The organism is Lentisphaera profundi, from assembly GCF_028728065.1.
Classification (GTDB): Bacteria; Verrucomicrobiota; Lentisphaeria; order Lentisphaerales; family Lentisphaeraceae; genus Lentisphaera; species Lentisphaera profundi.
On record NZ_CP117812.1, the window covers coordinates 1176291 to 1194447 of the forward strand.

Consider the following 18157-nt stretch of genomic DNA (forward strand, 5'->3'; position numbering starts at 1 on the left):
TAATCTAAGGAACTTAGGTCAAAAAATGCTTGTGAGAGCCATTATTTATCTGTAGGATTGTATATAACAAAAAAATGTCTTTATTACGGGCATAAAGTTTTTATTTGTTAGATATGTAGGAAAAAGTCAGGATGTTTTTTAAATATGCTGCCGATTGAGTTAGGCCAAGCAGGTGCTCGGCGTACCCAGGGTTTACTTATCTTGGTGGTCGATTTGCCCATCTTTATTTTTGTCGAGGTCGCGGAATTGACCGCTATAAATAGCTTTGTGTTCAGCGCGGCTGAGTTTGTTATCCTTGTTGGTGTCACCGCCCTTGAAGGCTTGAGGGTGGGGGAATTCAGTGGGGCTCAGGCTATTGTCTTTATTTTTGTCATCATGATCAAACATGGGAGCCCAGAATGAAATAAAATCCTTTTCGCTAATGATCTCATCCGAGTTTGTGTCGATACGTCCTACCATGCCACGAGAGATGACGCTGATGGGCTTGGGTGGTGCTTTTCTTTTGGGCACGGATTGGAAGCTATAGCGAAAGGCATCGAGGCTTTTATCGTAGTCGACATCGGGGATAATCCACATATTGCGGAAGAAGACATTGGAACCCTTGTGATCCTGAATTCTGAGGGGGCGTTTACCATGAGCCTTGTAAGGCTTGTTGACTTCACCGAGAAAATACGTGTCGTTTTGAATGAGTTCGCCATTGTGAAAAATGGTGGCGCGCATGGGTTCTAGGACTTCACCATCGGCAGAAAAAATGGGGGCTTTCATTAAGATATCATAAGACTGCCACTCACCGGGAGGACGACTAGCGTTGACGAGGGGTGGTTGCTGACCCCAGATGGCGCCGCACATGCCATCGGCATTAGTGTCGTTTTGGTAGCTATTCATAACTTGCAGTTCGTAGCCGGACATGAGGAAGATACCTGAGTTGCCATAGAGTTGGCCAGTGATTTTTGGGTCTTTGGTTTTTTCAGTCATGAACTCGAGGTGAATTCGCGAGGTGCCAAAAGCTTGCTTCGTATCAAGATTGCCTTTGCTGCGTTTCCAGAGTCCTGGCTTATCTGTTTGCCAATTTGGATTAGTCCATTGTGATTGATCGAGAATGATCGCTTTACTAGGAGTTTTAGCCTGTGTTTCAGCAAAGGACTTCGGTGTTTTTATTGAGGGGAGAGGGCGACGACCATCATTTCTTTCCCAGCCTGAACCAGGGATGAGTGGGCGTGCCCGCCGCTTAGTGATCTTTTTAGGCAGTCTCTTATTGAGGGTATAAAAAGCTGAACGATTGAGCAATTTTGCGCCATTCGCAGAAGTCATCTCAGGGAAAGTGAGCTCATAGATCTTTTTAGTTTCCAGGGGAACTTTAATATCGAGAACTTTGCCATCCTTGGAAAGACTTGAAGAGGTGATTTGGAGGTCTTTTTGGTCGAGGCGGTCCGAGCCATAAATTGCCCAATAATTGTAGTGCCAACTTTTAACACTAGGAAGTGACTTTTTGCTCATGGGCTGAGTGAAAGTGAGGCGGAAGCCCTCTTGAGTGAGCTCTACTTTATAGATTTCAAAAGGAATCGTTTTACCATCCCAGCTGACTTTTTGTAGTGCGGTTCTTTTACCACCCGCAGATTTCCATCCACGTCCCACTTGCGCGGTCCAGAGCTGGCCCTGGGCATCGAAATTCATTTTTACCGTGCCCGATTGGGTGCCTCTAAGGAACTCTACACACCAGCCTTGATAATCACCATCGACTTTTTCAAGTCCGCAGCGAATGAGGTTGGATTGAGATTGATCACCAATGAAAAATTGATCTTTGAAGAAACCGAACTTGCCTTTGGTTGTATCCCAAACTGGACTGCCAGGCGAGTTGGAAATCTGTGTACGTGGGAGCCAAATGGCGGGACGGGTACGAATTTTTTCGAAATCGGCGGCTTTCATTGAGAGGATTTTTTTCTCGTCAAAATCAGGGCGCCCTAAAAGGCTACCGGGATGACCATAGAATTTGCCTTCTTGCACATGGAAAAGTGCACAGTCGGGCATCCAGTCACCTTGGTTATCAGTGACAAAGATTTCATCTTTGGGACTCATGCCAATGCCACACGGAGAGCGAAAACCACTCGCAATGGGATGGAAATGACCTTGACGGTCCGAACGATAAACCCAGCCACGATAAGGAGCGGTGTAGGTCATAACGCCACCTTTACCTGGACGGCCATCACGAACAACGAGGCCTTTGCCATCAATGGGTGTCGCACTTAAATTGAGCGAAGCATATTTTCTACCTAATTTATCAACGACGGGGCCGAAATGATATTCATGATAACCACGGGTAATACCAAATTCAGCGCAGTAAGTTTCGTAGATATCAGCCTTGCCGTCACCATTAGTGTCTTGCAAGCGGGTGAGCTCGGGCTTTTGCGCAACATAGTAGGACTTATCTTTTTTATCATAATAAATGCCGTTGGGTTCCATGAGGTTCTCGGCGAAAAGTGTCCAAGTGCCATTGGTATATTCCCAGACTTCGCCTTCCCAAGTACAGATCGCCATCGTATCGGCATCTTTTTGGCAGACACCTAAAAGCGATACGGCGCCTTTGGGGAGCGTAATCGTTTCTAATTTGTAACCATCGGGAATAGCTGCAAAAAGAGCCAGCATAGGCATGATAAGTAGTGTGACTAATTTAATTTTCATAATAGTATTGATCCTATTTAAAAATGAATTTAAAGTTGCTGTTATGTGAGTTGGGATCCGCATCACTTTTACTGAGGTCGATGGAGAAGTCGCTTATGTCTTCTTTGCTTTTTCCCTCGATGGAATAAGCATCAGCACCCACAGGAGCAATGATGATTTTGTGTTGTTTCCCACTGATCGAGGTAGTGATTTTAACTTTGTCAGCGTCATAACGATATGAAAGTAATTTTATCGGACTTGAAGCTCTAATTCCCAATAGTTCAGCTTCGACTTTATCACCTTTGATAGTAGAGGCATTGGCACTACGCGAATTAAGTGAAGGGGTCTGATCGAGTAGGGCATTCTTCCAAACGGCTTCGACTTTACCTTGGTAGGGATTGTAGGCAACCATGACTTTATTGGGTAAGAGGCAGAGTAGGGTGCGGGGAGATATTCCATGGATATATTTGCGCAGGACTTTGGCTTCGCCTGAAGCACGAACAACTTTTGGCTCAGAGCCCTCGAGACTTTTCCCCATTAGACCCACGTGACTTTTACCCTTGATAAGTAAGACGGCATGAAATCTAAGAGCGTGTTGGGGGCGTTCATCATGTATGATATCTAGCTTGTGTACGCCCTTCTTAAGGTGAGTACTTTTATTAAGACTCTGACTCGGTTTCTTCTTGTCGTCTTGAGCAAATATTTTTTCACCATTGAGGTAGGCCACCGTGCGGCCGATATTATTGATTTTGATTTGATATTCACCATCCTCGGGAACATGTAAATTGGTCTCTAGGTGGGAAGTGCCATTGTAATTATTTTTAAAAAAGATGAGGTTCTCTTTGACGTTTTTTTGCTCGATAGATTCTACCGTCTTGAGTGCTTCAAGGGAAAGATCCTTATCCTTAAAGTGATTTCGCGGATAAGTGGAGAGGACGAGTGAGCGCATGCCGACTTGTTTGGACATGATATAATCGCGAACAGCGCTGATTTGATCATCTTTGAAGAGGTGTTTATAGGGAACCATCTCAGAGTTGGGGATACCTTCTTTGATAGTATTGAAAATAGCTTCTGGGCTATCGCCATGTTTCCAAAAGTCATCGATTAAACTGGGGCCAATTCCACCCTTCATATCGGGGGCATGGCAAGTGTGACAGATCTGATTATAAATTTTTTCGCCTTCCTGTACGGAGTCGGCGGCAAGAGGTGTACTCAAGAGACTAAAAAGTCCTAGGCCTGCAATAAATTTTCTATTCATTCAAATTCCTTTATTTAAAATAAAATGTAAAATGAGTACCCTTGGGACTCATCGATTTAATATGATATACAAGATATAAAGGTGGCGTGTTACACAAACTCTAAGCTTATATCGTTTTTCTTACAGTTTAATCATTACAACTGATTTTTTGGATGATAAACGATTTTGATTTGCGGGGAGAGCTTATCGAGCTCTGATTTTGATAACTGGCCATGGTGTAGATGAAGTTCTTTTAATTGGCTTAGCTTAGTTAAATCATGGCAATTACTAATCGGAGTATTTTGAATATGAATAACTTCGATGGGGAAGTTATTTATAGGGGTAATGTTATAGATGCCATTATTAGAGATATTGAGATTTTTGATTTCTTTGTTAGTTAAGGAGTGCATTTCAATAATTTTTGTGTGACTAATATTTAGGCTCTTAAGTGGCTGGCCTCTTAAACCAATGAAATTGGTGATGGGAGTAGCTGTGAGGTCTACACTATGAGCCGGGAAATTCTGTAGGCAATTGCTGTCTCGTAACCAAGGGTTATTAGAGAGGTCAAGATGTTTAGTCTCTTTATCAAAATTAAAGACAAATTTCCTTGTTGTACTTGGACCGTGTATCAGTTTAATAACGCCTGTACAAAAGGCGATACGATCATCTAGGGATAAATTTCCAAAAGCCTTGTAGTGAATTACTTTACCAAATATATCCCCATTTTGTAAGGGACGTAGATCAGCAAGCAGCTCTAAGTAGAGCTTTATACTCAAGGGTGAATGATCCTCTAATTTAATCTTCTTATATTTCTCAGTGAGTTTCACAAGCTTATTAGCCTTCGTTAGTCCTCCCATGATAAAGGCATCGTAGGCCGCCGTGAATTCTTCGCGAATAAAATGAGTTTTACCCTTGAGTAACCATGCCTCTAAAATAGTATCATCCCTGCTGACTGCATTATTGACAAAGCGCAAACTCTCATCGAAACTACAGATTACATAAGTATCCAAAGCCCTTTGTAGAAATAAGGGGGCGGAGTCGACTCCCATTTGTTCATGGAAATCTTTCTCTAAGAGAAGTTTTTCGCTAAGTTGCTCGGCATTGGTTTTAGAGAGCTCGAGGTTATTAATAAAAACGGAAGTTAAAATGAGAACTAAAGTAAGAGTTAATACCGCGGCAATGCTTAAGGATTTATGGCGCATGATGAGTAGTTTTAAACCTTTCACAAAGGAAGCTTCTTCTGCATTGGTGGCAAAACCATTGCGGTAAGCAAAGATATCTTTTTGGAGGTTTTCTACACTTAAGTAACGATCTGTTGGTTCTAAAGACATGGCTTTTAAACAAACGGCTTCAAGTGAGAAGGGGAGGTCACGTTTGATACTTGAGGGTTTAGGGAAATTGCATTTGGCAGTCTTTTCTAAAAGTTCTTCAATCGAAGCGGCATCGAAAGGCTTCTCGTAAGTCAGTAAGCTATAAAGCAGGCAACCAAGAGAAAAAATATCGGTATGGCAGCCTTTGCGCATTTTGAGTTTGGTGGTCTGCTCGGGAGCCATGTAGCCAGGAGACCCTTTGACCGTGCCTATCAGTGTGTGGTTCTCTATGTCGTGATCAAGAACGGAGCAGTATTCGAGCAATAATTCATCGCAATTTGAGGCTTCGACATCGGCTAAACCCCAGTCGCAAACCACCACGTCGCCATATTTACTGATGCGAATGTTATCGGGTTTTATATCCAGGTGTATAACCCCTAGTGAATGAGCGTAGGCAATCGCATCGCAAACTTTCAGGAATATATCGAGACGCGTATTGAGATCCGCGTATTCATTTTTTTCACCAGCGTGTAATTCACTAATGATCTCTTTCAATGATTGACCCGCAATGAATTTCATCGTGAACCAAGGCTTTTCCTGGTCTAAACCAATATTGTAGACAGGAACAATATTGGGATGCTGGAGGGCTGCATTGAGTTTGGCTTCTCGTAAAAAGACTTCGATTTTTTGTGGATCAGTTGAATCTTTTAGAGTTGCCATGGCGACCTTACGATTCGTTTTGCGATTATAGCAAAGTTCAATGCGTTTTAATCCTCCTTCGCTATAGAGACTAAAATCTGAGTATATATCTTCTTCAGATTTGAGCGATTCCGTTAAATGGGTCTCGCTATTATTATAGGCCTCGTCGAATATATCCCCAAGACCATCAGCAAAATTGTCTTCGGGGGCCACCTTAGCTTTCCAATTCGGAATTGAGGCGAATGATTTCTTTGTGCATCGCTTTGCGAACACGCATTTTAAAAACTCTTACAGAACTTTCTGAAATAGCGAATTTCTTTGCGAGTTCCGCATTGCTTATATCTACTTTGATTGATTGCTCAAAGACCTTTTGTGTTTGCTCAGAAAAATCATTTTTTAGCTTAGTCCAAGCCAATTGAGCAATGTGATTTTTCCATTCACGTTCAGAGATGACATCGATTTCGGCTTCGGTAATTAATTCGAGTTTGCCCATGATCTCCTGGTAACTCACATTCATACGAGAGTTTTTTGAGGCCTTGCTTTTAAAAAAATTAAAGACGGTGTTGCGAATCATAACCCCGAGCCAAGTGCGAAAGCGGCATTTGTATTCTTCGGGATCAAACTTGCCGATATTTTTCCATATCTTTACAAGTACGTCCTGCATCAATTCTTCAGAATCCTGAGATCCTACATTAAAGCGCCTAATGATCACAAAAATGTAGGGGCTGTAGTAAGTCACAAACTCTTCCCAGTTTTTTTCATTGTGCTCTGACTGCAGCTTACGAAGCAATGTGTAACGCGTGTTTTTGAATTCGTTCATACTTAAATAAAGGCTTAATTAAAGTGTTGACTAAAGTAAGGCTCGGAATATGGGATTGAATTATTTTAGCCTCCAAAGCCTTTAGCGTAAAGCTTTCAAAGGCAATTAATAGACTTTAAGATGAATCGCTGAATGAGTTCTCAATCAGCGTGGTCTAGCCTTATCTTCAGTTATAGACTGATGCCTACTTTTGTAAAAAGGAAGCTGATGCCTGTACATAGCTACTTAATTTTCAGAGCTTTCCAAGCTCTAATAGATCTTGTGATGTTATCGAGTTTGTTGCCCTTTATACCGTAGCCTTGTAGACTGACTGGGCCTTCAAAGTTTAATTTTTTTAGAACCCGAAAGAGACGTTCTTGAGGGAATGTTCCCTTATCGAGTGTTTGAATTAAAGTGGGCCAATTTTTCCCGTCAATATCAGCGCCGGAGGTACTCACTGCAAAGAGCTGTGGAGCACATAGTGCTAAAGTCTTTTCTAGATCTTCGGCTTTTTCATTTTTGAGGAAATGACAGAGGTTGAACATGATGCCAAGATTAGGGTGATTCACTTGGTTTATAAGTTCCATGGCTTGTGGTATAGTAGCAACGGCGAATCCGGCGTGAGGGTAGAGTGCGACGCGGATATTCATTTTGGATGCATTCTCAGTCGTCTGGCGAATCGAGGCAATAATTTCGGGAGTGATTTTTGGAACAGTTAATTCAATGATACAGCCACGATTTTCTAAAGCTTTTAATGCGGCGGGAGCAATCGCTTTAACATTGGCACTACGATAGATACTCAGGACCTTGAGCCCCACTTTTTCATAAGCGGCCATACGCTGAGTTAGCGCGTCGCCGCCACCAAAAATTTGACTAATGCCATCATAACCTAGTTCTTTAAGTACTTTAGCCTCTTCATCAAAAGAACTGAAAGAGGGGATACCGTTTAAAAAAGCAAAAAATGGAGTTTGGGTATTCTCTTCAGCGGATGAAGATAGACAGAGTAGTATTAGGTAAATAAGAGCTTGTTTCATAATTTAGCTTCCGGATGAGTTATTAAGGAGAGGTACTTGCGCACAGGTAAAAAGTTATCACCCCCAGGGTAAGTTCTCTGTCTTGTGCGTAGTACCGTGAGTCCTCATCAGCATAATTGTGTAGATCAATTCCTAGAGCATATTCACTTATTTTGCTTAAGCTCTCCATACATTTAATGATGAATAGGTATTTTGTCCTTAAAATTTTAGGCAATGATATCGTGAATGACTTTGCGAGGTTCTACACCAGTTAAGCGAAGGTCCAAGCCTTGGTGTTTAACTGAGAATTTTTCGTGGTTAATACCGAGTAGGTGCAACACAGTCGCGTTAAAATCATTGATATGAACAGGTTTATCCAAGATATTGTAGGCATATTCATCGGTCACACCATGCTCATAACCTTGTTTGACGCCACCACCGGCCATCCAGTAAGTGAAGCAACGGCCATGATGGTCACGGCCATGATCTGTTTTTGTCAATTTGCCCTGAGAGTAAATAGTACGGCCGAATTCACCACCCCAAATCACGAGAGTGTCATCGAGTAGACCACGACTCTCTAGGTCTTTTAATAGCCCCATTGAGGGTTGATCAATCATATTACATTGCTTCGGCATATGTTTTGGTAAGCTGCTGTGATGATCCCAATTACGGTGGAAGAGTTGGATGAAACGGACACCATTTTCACTGAGTTTACGTGCCTTGATACAATTGTTGGCAAAGGTACCGGGCTTGAGCACATCGGGGCCATAGAGATCGAGAGTCGCTTTGGATTCTTTAGTCATATCAAGCGTATCGGGAACTTCACTTTGCATGCGGTAGGCCATTTCGTATTGGGCAATGCGTGCATCAATTTCAGGATCGCGAATATCTTTATAATGACTACGGTTAAAATCTCCTAGGGTATTGAGTAAATCACGTCGAGAAGAACGTGTGACTCCCTTTGGATTATCCAAATATAAAACAGCTTCTTTACCACTACGCAGTTTAACTCCGGCATGCTTGGAGGGCAGGTTGCCACTGCCCCATAGCCGAGAATAGAGTGCCTGGCCATTGCCGGATCCGCGGGAAATCATGGTTACATAAGAGGGTAGGTTTTGGTTTTGGCTACCAATACCATAACTGAGCCATGAGCCTAAGCTTGGGTGGCCAACGATTTGATTTCCCGTATTGATATAGGTAATGGCGGGATCGTGATTCACCGCTTCAGTATTCATAGTTTTGATAATGCTGAGTTTATCGACCATTTTTGCCGTATGAGGAAGGTACTCACTGACCCAAGTTTGCATTTCACCATGCTTATGAAATTGGTGCATAGGAGCTACGCAGGGGAAAGATTTTTGTCCGCTGGTCATCCCGGTGATACGTTGGCCATTGCGAATGGAATCAGGTAATTCAGTTCCGTGTAATTTGCGCATTTCGGGATGGAAATCAAAAGTATCAATATGTGAGGGGCCACCCGCCATAAAGAGGTAAATTACACGTTTAGCTTTTGGAAGGCCAGGAAGTTTAAAATCGTGACTTATGCCACCGTTATTGGCGAACACATTGTTTTGAAGACCAGTCAAGGCCATCGTCCCTAAACCTAAGCCACTTTTCAGGACGTCTCGTCTATTCATTTTATGATTCATAGTGTTTACTCTTTATTCAGGGTTTCGTCTAAGTTCATGATCAATTGTGCCACTAAGGTCCAGCTTGCATGCTCGCTTAGATCCAGAGACTCATTGCGTTTTGTATCGCCAATTTCCAGTAACATTTTACTATTTTCCGGAGACTTTTCGAAGTCGGCATGACGTCTTAAGTAAAATTCTTTCAGTTTAGTCTTGAGCTCAGGTTTTGGGGGGTGAGCGACTGCGACTTTAAAAGCATAATCAATTTTATCGGAGAGACTAGGGCCACCCTCCTTAATAATCCGCTCAGCAAAAAAGCGTGCCGATTCGACAAAAATGGGATCGTTTAAAGTGATCAGTGCCTGCAGAGGTGTATTTGTACGTGAACGCTCTATGGTGCATTTTTCCCGGCTAGGAGCATCAAAAGTTGTCATGTTGGGAACAGGAGATGAACGTTTGTAGTAGGTATACATACTTTTACGGTAGTTTTTTTCGCCCTTATCTTGGACAAATGTAGCTCCTGATAAAGAAACTTCATTCCACAAGCCTGGTGGTTGGAATGGCTTAACGGACTCACCACCAATTTGCGAACTCAGCAAATCAGCCATGTACAGGGCACTATCACGAATGTGCTCGCCCTTAAGACGGAATCGTGGACCTCGTGCATAAAGTTTATTGGGTTTATCAATTGTCAGTAATTCAGCTGAGATTTTCGAGTCTTGACGATAGGTCTTGGACATGACAATTTGTTTGAGGGTACGTTTTACATCCCAATTATTATCCCGAAAATCACTAGCTAACCAGTCTAGGAGTTGAGGGTGAGTCGGCCAAGCACCTTGATTACCAAAATCCGAAGGCGTACTTACTAAACCGTGACCAAATAGCATCATCCAGTAGCGATTTACCGTAACGCGAGCGGTCAAAGGATTCTCTTTATCAACGATCCATTGTGCAAGCCCAAGTCGATTTTTTGGAGCCTCAGCTTTCATTGGAGGAAGAACTTTTGGGGTATTGGCGTGGATTTCAAGATCTTTCAAGGGTTGATCATAAGCACCGCGATTGAGGATATAAGTCTTTTTAGGAGTTTTTTCATCTTCCATCACCATGACATTGAGGTTTTTGAAATCATTAAGAGGCTTGATATAGCCGTGTCTAGCAGCAATTACGGGCTTGAACTTAAGTTTCTTTTCGGCATAGAAAGCTTTCTTTAAATTCATCTCAAAGTTATTATTGGCATTCTTAGTGAAAGCGAGGTCATCGTATTTAAGTTGGCTAACAGCGCTAATCTCATTGCCTTCAAGAACGCGGTCGTAAATTTGGAGGAGGGTGATGGGGTTATTAGTATTTTTCCCTGCATCTCTTCTGCCAATCATAAAAGTCTGATTATTGACGAACTTGCTAGGGAACTTATCATGAAGAGCTTTCTGCGGGAGCAAGTTTCCATTGAGGTACATTTTTACTCCAGCAGCTTTTTGGCTACCATCGTAAGTCACTGTGATGTGTTGCCATTTCTTGTGTTCGAGTTCTTGCTCTGCATCAACAAAGATATGTTCCTTGCCGTGATGTCTGATATAGCTAAAACCGAGCTTGTGATCTTTGATATAGATTTCCATACCTTGAGCATTGTGCTGTTGTGCTTGGCTGACAATGGTATGCTTCTCTTTCTGTGGCGCATATTTCAAATGGAAGGATAATGAGAAAGCACTATCTGAATCAAAGAGTTTAGGGATGCTATCATAGATACCATGACGGACGATGATCGCCTTTGTTTTTGCAATGGGTTTCTTTGTTTTTTCATCGATCTTTTCGTCGATGCCATTAACCACATTAATATTGAGGGTTTTTGGTGCTTGCAGATAATCATCTTGAGCAAAATCATAGGCTTCTTCTTTAGATCTGAGCGGAAAGAAATGTTTTAGACCTGTAGGGATAGCTTTAAGTTTTTGTGATTTCTGAGCCTGCCATTGATTGAACGCCGTCACGTGTTGTTGATGAAATTTTTGAATATTGTCATCGGCATTAGCAAGTTGAACCTCTAGCTGAGTAATCATTTTCTGCTGATACTTATTATCCCCAATTTTGATAATCGGAACGGCATTACCTCGTCGAGTTTGCATGCCCTTGTCAGCTGAGATATTAAAAAAGGCGTACATTTCGTAGAATTCTTTTTGTGAAATAGGATCGTATTTATGGTCGTGGCATTGGGCACATTCAGTAGTGAGCCCCAACCAAACTTTGGAAACAGTACTGAGGCGATCAACGGTGTATTCAACGCGATATTCTTCGAAGAAAGCGCCGCCTTCGTCAGTAGTACCATTATTTCGTAAAAAGGCGGTAGCGACTTTTTGGTCGGTGGTGGCATTGGGGATATGGTCCCCTGCAATTTGCTCTAGCGTGAATTGATCGAAGGGTTTGTTACTATTGTAAGCATCTATTACCCAGTCGCGCCAAGGCCACATCGTGCGCGGACCATCGGCATGGTACACCGAAGAATCACCATAGCGGGCCATGTCGAGCCAGGGAAGCGCCATGCGTTCGCCGTAGGCAGGCTTAGCAAGAATGCGATCGACGAGTTTTTCGTAGGCATTATTTGAGCTATCATTGACAAATTGATCGATTTCTTTTGGACTTGGGGGCAGGCCATTGAGGTCATAGCTTAAGCGACGAATGATTTTATGTTTGGGGGCTTCAGGGCTAGGCTTTAAGTCTTTCTCATTCAGTGTAGCGACAATAAAGTTATCAATCGGGTTATTCGTTTGAGATTTTTTAACTTTAGGGACAAGAGGTTTTGTGATGGGTTCAAAGGCCCAGTGCTTTGACCAAGTGGCACCTTCATTAATCCAGCGTTTAAAGAGGTCGATTTCTTCTTTTGTTAGAGGAATTTTATGAGATTTCTTCGGAGGCATGATGTCATCGCTATCATCAGTACTGATGCGATAGTAAAGTTCACTTTCCTCAGCATTGCCTGCAATGATAGACGCAATACCATCATGAACTCTAAAAGCGCCCTCAGGACCATCGGGGATGTCGAGGCGTAAGTCGCCTTTGCGTTCTTCTTCATCGGGGCCGTGACAATGGAAGCACCTATCGGATAAAATGGGGCGTATGTCTTTGTTGAAGCTGACTTTTTCAACTTCGACTTTTTTATCAGTCATCAGTGCGCAGCTAGCACCTACGATAAGAGACAAGCTAAGCAGGGAAATTTTTGTTTTAAACATGAATAGAACCTTTTATTTTCTTACTCTATTAAACATATGAAATGACTTACTGTTACAAGTATAATAGCTTTATGAGTAAAAAAACAAAAAATTCTTAGGCTAGAGAACAAGAAATATAATTAAGTACGAAAAATTTCGTAAATTCACTCATAAACAAGGTGACTTTTGACTTGTTTGACCGCGACACTAAGTCGTGCTAATCGAGGAGCTTATAAAATATTGATGCTCGTGGTATGGGAACCACGAGCAGAGTTATTTATTTCTTGAAAGTTAATTCTTTAAATGGAATCAAATGCTGAATGAGTGGCTGACCTTTTTCATTAAAAGCCTCAAGTTTGATGGATTTTTTTGTCCAGTCAATTTCTATCATACCGGCATTTTTCTCAAAGGAAGCTTTGCCGACGCGAAATGAATTTTTTGCCTTGGACCATTTTTCAGAAGCATGAGTCATGCCACTGCTTGTGAGGTCATAGAAGGGGTAACCACCAATATCGCTTTTGGATAATTCACTAAAATGAACATCTCCCGAAATGGCAAAAGTGTGTTGAGTATTATGTTTCTTCAGCAGGTCAAAAAGGCGTTGCTGTTCATGAGGTACATTGCCCCAATTCTCCATGCCTTTTTCAAAAGAAAGAGTCTGAATACTACTGGCGATAATTCTCACATCGGCAGGAACCTGAAGTTGCTCTTCCAGCCATTTCCATTGGGCGTCACCTAGCAGGGTCTTGCTGGTGTCTTTTGTAGGTGTGTACCAACCAACATAATCTTTAGAAGCTTTCTTTTTTTTGGCTCTGGGCAGTGGATCACGGAAGTAACGGGTATCGAGCATAAGTACCTGGCAACGCTGTCCTAGTGCTCCGAAAGTGTAGGAGCCGTAGATACCAGGACGTTGGCGGCGCGGTGAATCAGCCGGGTCCTTGAAAAAGTCGAGAAATATCTCTTCGGATTCTTTGCGCTTGGGGTAGGTATTTCCACCATCGTTGACACCGAAATCATGATCATCCCAAGTGGCGAGCATTGTGGTGTTATCACGCAGTGTGCGAAATCCCTTGATAGCTTCAAGTTGGCCCCATTTTTTCTTGAGCAGCGCCATGTCTTCAGTATCGCCATAAATGTTGTCACCGAGGAAGATAAAGACATCAGGCTGCTTTTTTATGATAGCATCAAAAATAGCGGGACTTGCAGTTTTTGAGCTTACCTTTCTCGCTGGCCTATGGCAAGAGCCAAAAGCTATTTTTGTGACGGATTTCTCGTAGTGAACATCAGAATTAAACTGGGCATCAGCTGATGAGCAGCCAAGCAATAGTAGACAGGGGATTAATTTAATAAGCTGTTTTTGAAGACGCATTTATTATCCTTTATATTTAGATGAAGATATACTTTTTTATAACTTACTTACTAAGAAACACACTAAATGACTAAGTGCTACCGTTTTTATGAGTCCATTTGAAAAATTAAGACAACTAATGTCTAAGAAAGCTTGCCCGAGAAAAGTATTTATGAGGTTTTACAGTTAGACATACCCAAAAATAAAATCCTGCCAAAGATTGGCAGGATTTAAATGGTCTAAGTGTAAAAATTAATGATACTTATTCTTTGACTCCAGTTGAGAGTAGGTAGGCAATGAGGTCGCGAACTTCATCAGCATTCATCGAATTAATTAACATAGGAGGCATTTGTGAAATAGGATAGTCTTCGATTTTTTCCACATCATCAAAAGGAATTTGACGAGGCTTAACTTCTTTGTTACTTTTAGTCGTTGGATAAACATCGTAATACTCCTCGCGTGGCATCACTAGGCCATTGATCTGAGTTTTATCTTTGAGAGTAATGATCTTAGAGCTGTATTGATCCGAAACATTCTTACTAGGCTCAATGATAGATTCGAGCAAATAACGATCATCAAATTTTGTTCTCACCATACTTAAGTCAGGTCCGATATCTCCACCCAAGCCATCGAAACGGTGACAGCTCGCACAAGCAGCCGCATGGAAAAGGTTACGTCCATTTTTTAAATCAGCTTTTTTAAGTGCACCGCGGTGAGTGAAACGACTCGCCTCTTGCACAGTCCACATTTTCCCTGGTCCCTTAGGAGCGGTGATTTTGAATTTTGGCTTAGAGCCAAATTCTTCACCAGTAATATCTTTTAGAGCCATGCGGTCTTCGCTACTCAATTGAGTGAGGACTTGTCCGCGGATATTAACTAAAAATTTAGCATAGCTATTTCCACCTGGGTGCTTCGCAGCAGAATTTAAAAAGGAAACATATGTTCTGCGTTGATCCAGAGTCCAGCCCGTTTTGAGGTTACGTAAAATAAAAGCATAGCCAAGTTTTTGAACAGGAGGATAATCGTTGATCAATTTGTTGATTGAACGAGCATAGCCTTTGTTTCTACTAATAATCTCATTCTGCCATTGTGGTAGATTCTTTGGTGAAGGCTTCTCAATTAGTGCCATGCCCTTTGCAATGATACCAGGAGCTTTCAAGTACACTAAAACACGTAGGAGTTCAGTATTTAAATCATCTTCGTGTGCAGGGAATTTTGGATCCAATTGTGCAATGACTAAGTTGCGATCCTTAGTACTGGGTTCACCTAAGCGGATGAAAGTGAGAGTATAAGCACGTAATAGACCTAATTTTTCATGAGGTTTTAAGCTATCGAAATCAATTTCTAATAAGCTGGCAATGATTTTTTCTTGATAGGCTTTTGTTCCCATGCGAGCTAAGGCAACAGCAGCAGTGATTTTAGCTTGTGCATCTTTGCTTTCAAAAACTTTGTGGGCCCACTGATCTACAGGCTGAGATTCAATGGCGACTCTTGCCGCGTGGCGCAACCAACGATCTGAACTCGATAAATGTGGCCATGCCTCGGCTACTGCTTTTGGATTGGCGACGCCATGGTAAGCTTCGAGCTGACGGCGTATTTGGTGCATTTTTGGAAGTTTAAAATCCTTTGGAGATAGTGCTGCAGTTGATTCAGTGCCTTCGTATGTGAGGCGATATAACCTGGAATCAGTACCACGACCACCTGTTACGAAATACATCGCACCATCTAGACCAATGAGTCCATCAGTTAAGGGCATGGGTTCGCCATAAGCAAAACTTTCTTTTTCGGCTTTATAACCGGCTCCATCGGCATTGATGTGCAAAGCGTGAATCGTTCCGTAAGTCCAGTCAAAAGCATAAACTGCTTTTTGATATTTAGCAGGGAACTTTGCTCCTAAGCCAGAAACCATGCCAGTGGGAGAACCAGGGCCAATATCTAAGATGGAAGGTAAGCTATCTTCGTAATAGGCTGGCCATTTACCTGAACCAGACCTCCAGCCGTAATCAGCACCACTGGCGACAAAATTAATTCTTGTTGGGCGGTACCAAGGAGTTCCCATGTCCCACTCCATGTCGGCATCATAAGTGAAGAGGTCGCCAAAGATATTATAGGCCACGTCAAATTGATTACGGAAGCCAATAGCAAAGATTTCATTTTTCTTGGTGTCGGGATTGTAGCGAGTTACATGGCCACCGGGAGCATAGACCCCTCTGGCATGGTTATTGCCATCCCATTCACGTTCGAGTAAATGGTCTTCGTCCCATGATTGCACACGAGAGAGCGAGACAATTTCTTTTTTAGGTTTTGGCGTGTGGTTACCACCTACCAAATAGAAATCTTTCTTATCTTGAGCCAAAACCACACTGTGGCTTCCGTGCTCAGAACCATTGAAGGCAGTAGGGAAGAGTTCACTGGTATCAAGGGCATCATCGCCATCGCTATCAGTTAAACGCATGAGACCACCGTTTTTATAGTAGTAGTAGAGTGAATCATTATGCCATTTCATACCGCGGGTCCCCTTGAGCTTTAGGGGCATTTTTTCAATAGTAATCTGTTCGCTGTCATGATTAAGGTTCAAACGGTAGAGTCCCATCTCTTTCTGACCAGAAACAAATAAGCGACCTTTATCATCCACGGCCATAGCGACTTGTGAGCCGTATTCTTTTGGGAATTTGTAAATTTCTTGAAGTTTAAAACCCTCTAAAGCTGAAGTGTTGCCAGCTTTGGAATCTTGTGCTTTTAAACCGAAGTCACCCCAAGGGCTGATTCCTAAGCCACCGACTGAAAAGAGTTCATCGGACCACTGATTAGAAATAGATGCCTGAGTATTCCATTTGTTCTGCAGTTTTTCACTGGCTTTCCAGCTAGTATCACTGACGACTTCTGCTGTGCTGCCATCTTCCATTTTAAGGATGATTTTAAAGATGAAGGCGGCATGGCCGCCGGCATTTTTGGCTTCGATGGCGATCAGATTATTTCCCTTTTTAATCTTTTTAGATAAGTCACCAGATTTAAAAGCTTTTTCCCAGGCCTTGCTATCAGAGAGGAGATCACCATTGAGCCAAAGTTTCATTTCATTATCGCAAGTACTGAAAATATGGGCGCTGGCAACTTTGCCTTTACTTGAGAAATTTTTGATTAAGTAAAGTGCTTCATCATCAGTTTTACCTTTTTTCCAGATCCATTGAGCTTCCTTGTTTGCTTTGAAATTGGGGGTATCACTTGTTTTAGAAAATGAGTAAACTTTCTTGTGTTGATCACGTTCTTTTTCTGCGAGAGTTCTTTTGAGTAAGTTTTTAGCTTCTTGGCCAGAAACTTGGCGAAGTTCAATATCTTTAAATTCTGCCGTCATGGGAGCTCCGCCGTGAAGCTGGAGAGCGAGAATGCCCTTGCGAGCAGCTTTGGGGTGATTATCAGTGACATCGCTAGTGGTTATACCATTGACTTGGTGAATAATACGATTACCAACAGCAACTACGCGAATTTCGTTCCATTGATTCGCATCCCATTTGATACTTTTATCGCCAAATTCACGAATAACTTTCTTCTTGCCACTCGCATCAACTTCAACTTGCTGAAAACGTTGTGCGACAATGCCACGACCTTCGCCTTGGTGGTACATCATCCCGAAGAGATGATTGGCGTGAATGATATCCGCTTGGTAGCCATTAACAGTGAAACGTGTGGGGTTAGCTAGTTTACTTCTATACTGAAGTCCAGAATTATTGCCACGGACACGAGCTTTTAGTACAATTTCAAAATCAGCAACTTCGCCATCCCAAACTAAAAAGTTTCCTCCTGTGGGGTGCTCTTTCGTTGATTGGCCAAAAATCACGCCATCTTTAACTGACCAATAGGAGAGGTCTCCTTTCCATGAGCTAAGATCTTTACCGTTAAAAAGACTTTGTTTCTTTGCGGCAAAACTTTGGTTTTGGGTCAGCATGAAAAGCATGCAGAGTGTGATAGATCTAAAAATCATATGGTGTCCCTTTTAAAATTATGTGTGAACTATAAGAGCTTAAGTAAAATTAGTATTGTGTTATTATCTCATCTTTTATAATAATATCGGCGAAAAGTGTTGTTTTTGTCATACGCTTTCATTGAGGATGAAGTCGAGTTTTGACTGAAAATTAATGCTTATGTTTTAATAAACAGCCACTTTAATCTTTCGTTACAAAAAATGATTAAATTTTATATTTTCCTGCATTCGTATAATAAGTGCAACACTTCTGTTAATTGCTTATAGCATAAACATCTATTGAGAATAA

At 42.0% G+C, this 18157-nt stretch carries 9 protein-coding genes; all 9 read right to left on the reverse strand.

Annotation, left to right across the window (positions count from 1 at the left end; genetic code table 11):
* Window positions 1-192: 192 nt before the first annotated feature.
* On the reverse strand, window positions 193-2679 hold the full coding sequence (locus PQO03_RS16155) for a 3-keto-alpha-glucoside-1,2-lyase-like domain-containing protein (RefSeq protein ID WP_274154228.1): 2487 nt from the start codon (window positions 2677-2679) through the stop codon (window positions 193-195).
* 13 nt (window positions 2680-2692) lie between these two features.
* Window positions 2693-3916 carry a c-type cytochrome gene (locus tag PQO03_RS16160; protein WP_274154229.1) on the reverse strand — a complete coding sequence of 408 codons (1224 nt, stop codon included), beginning with the start codon at window positions 3914-3916 and terminating at the stop codon, window positions 2693-2695.
* A 134-nt stretch (window positions 3917-4050) separates the two neighbouring features.
* Complete coding sequence (locus PQO03_RS16165; RefSeq protein WP_274154230.1) at window positions 4051-6117, reverse strand: serine/threonine-protein kinase; 2067 nt, start codon at window positions 6115-6117, stop codon at window positions 4051-4053.
* A 1-nt stretch (window position 6118) separates the two neighbouring features.
* On the reverse strand, window positions 6119-6724 hold the full coding sequence (locus PQO03_RS16170; RefSeq protein ID WP_274154231.1) for an RNA polymerase sigma factor: 606 nt from the start codon (window positions 6722-6724) through the stop codon (window positions 6119-6121).
* Between the two features lie 221 nt (window positions 6725-6945).
* Window positions 6946-7737, reverse strand: coding sequence for a sugar phosphate isomerase/epimerase family protein (locus PQO03_RS16175; protein ID WP_274154232.1), 792 nt, complete (start codon window positions 7735-7737; stop codon window positions 6946-6948).
* A gap of 206 nt (window positions 7738-7943) precedes the next feature.
* Window positions 7944-9353, reverse strand: coding sequence for a DUF1501 domain-containing protein (locus PQO03_RS16180; RefSeq protein WP_274154233.1), 1410 nt, complete (start codon window positions 9351-9353; stop codon window positions 7944-7946).
* 17 nt (window positions 9354-9370) lie between these two features.
* Window positions 9371-12562 (reverse strand): DUF1553 domain-containing protein, encoded by a 3192-nt coding sequence (locus PQO03_RS16185; protein WP_274154234.1) that lies wholly within the window; start codon window positions 12560-12562, stop codon window positions 9371-9373.
* 256 nt (window positions 12563-12818) lie between these two features.
* A complete protein-coding gene (locus tag PQO03_RS16190) occupies window positions 12819-13910 on the reverse strand; it encodes an alkaline phosphatase D family protein (RefSeq protein WP_274154235.1) in 1092 nt (363 codons plus the stop codon).
* A 241-nt stretch (window positions 13911-14151) separates the two neighbouring features.
* A complete protein-coding gene (locus tag PQO03_RS16195) occupies window positions 14152-17868 on the reverse strand; it encodes a 3-keto-alpha-glucoside-1,2-lyase-like domain-containing protein (protein WP_274154236.1) in 3717 nt (1238 codons plus the stop codon).
* Window positions 17869-18157: the final 289 nt, after the last annotated feature.

Bases quoted from the DNA above. Each gene is read 5' to 3' on its own strand.
- PQO03_RS16175 (WP_274154232.1), bottom strand. From the start codon at position 7,737: ATGAAACAAGCTCTTATTTACCTAATACTACTCTGTCTATCTTCATCC.
- PQO03_RS16185 (WP_274154234.1), bottom strand. From the start codon at position 12,562: ATGTTTAAAACAAAAATTTCCCTGCTTAGCTTGTCTCTTATCGTAGGT.
- PQO03_RS16160 (WP_274154229.1), bottom strand. From the start codon at position 3,916: ATGAATAGAAAATTTATTGCAGGCCTAGGACTTTTTAGTCTCTTGAGT.
- PQO03_RS16190 (WP_274154235.1), bottom strand. From the start codon at position 13,910: ATGCGTCTTCAAAAACAGCTTATTAAATTAATCCCCTGTCTACTATTG.
- PQO03_RS16180 (WP_274154233.1), bottom strand. From the start codon at position 9,353: ATGAATAGACGAGACGTCCTGAAAAGTGGCTTAGGTTTAGGGACGATG.
- PQO03_RS16195 (WP_274154236.1), bottom strand. From the start codon at position 17,868: ATGATTTTTAGATCTATCACACTCTGCATGCTTTTCATGCTGACCCAA.
- PQO03_RS16170 (WP_274154231.1), bottom strand. From the start codon at position 6,724: ATGAACGAATTCAAAAACACGCGTTACACATTGCTTCGTAAGCTGCAG.
- PQO03_RS16155 (WP_274154228.1), bottom strand. From the start codon at position 2,679: ATGAAAATTAAATTAGTCACACTACTTATCATGCCTATGCTGGCTCTT.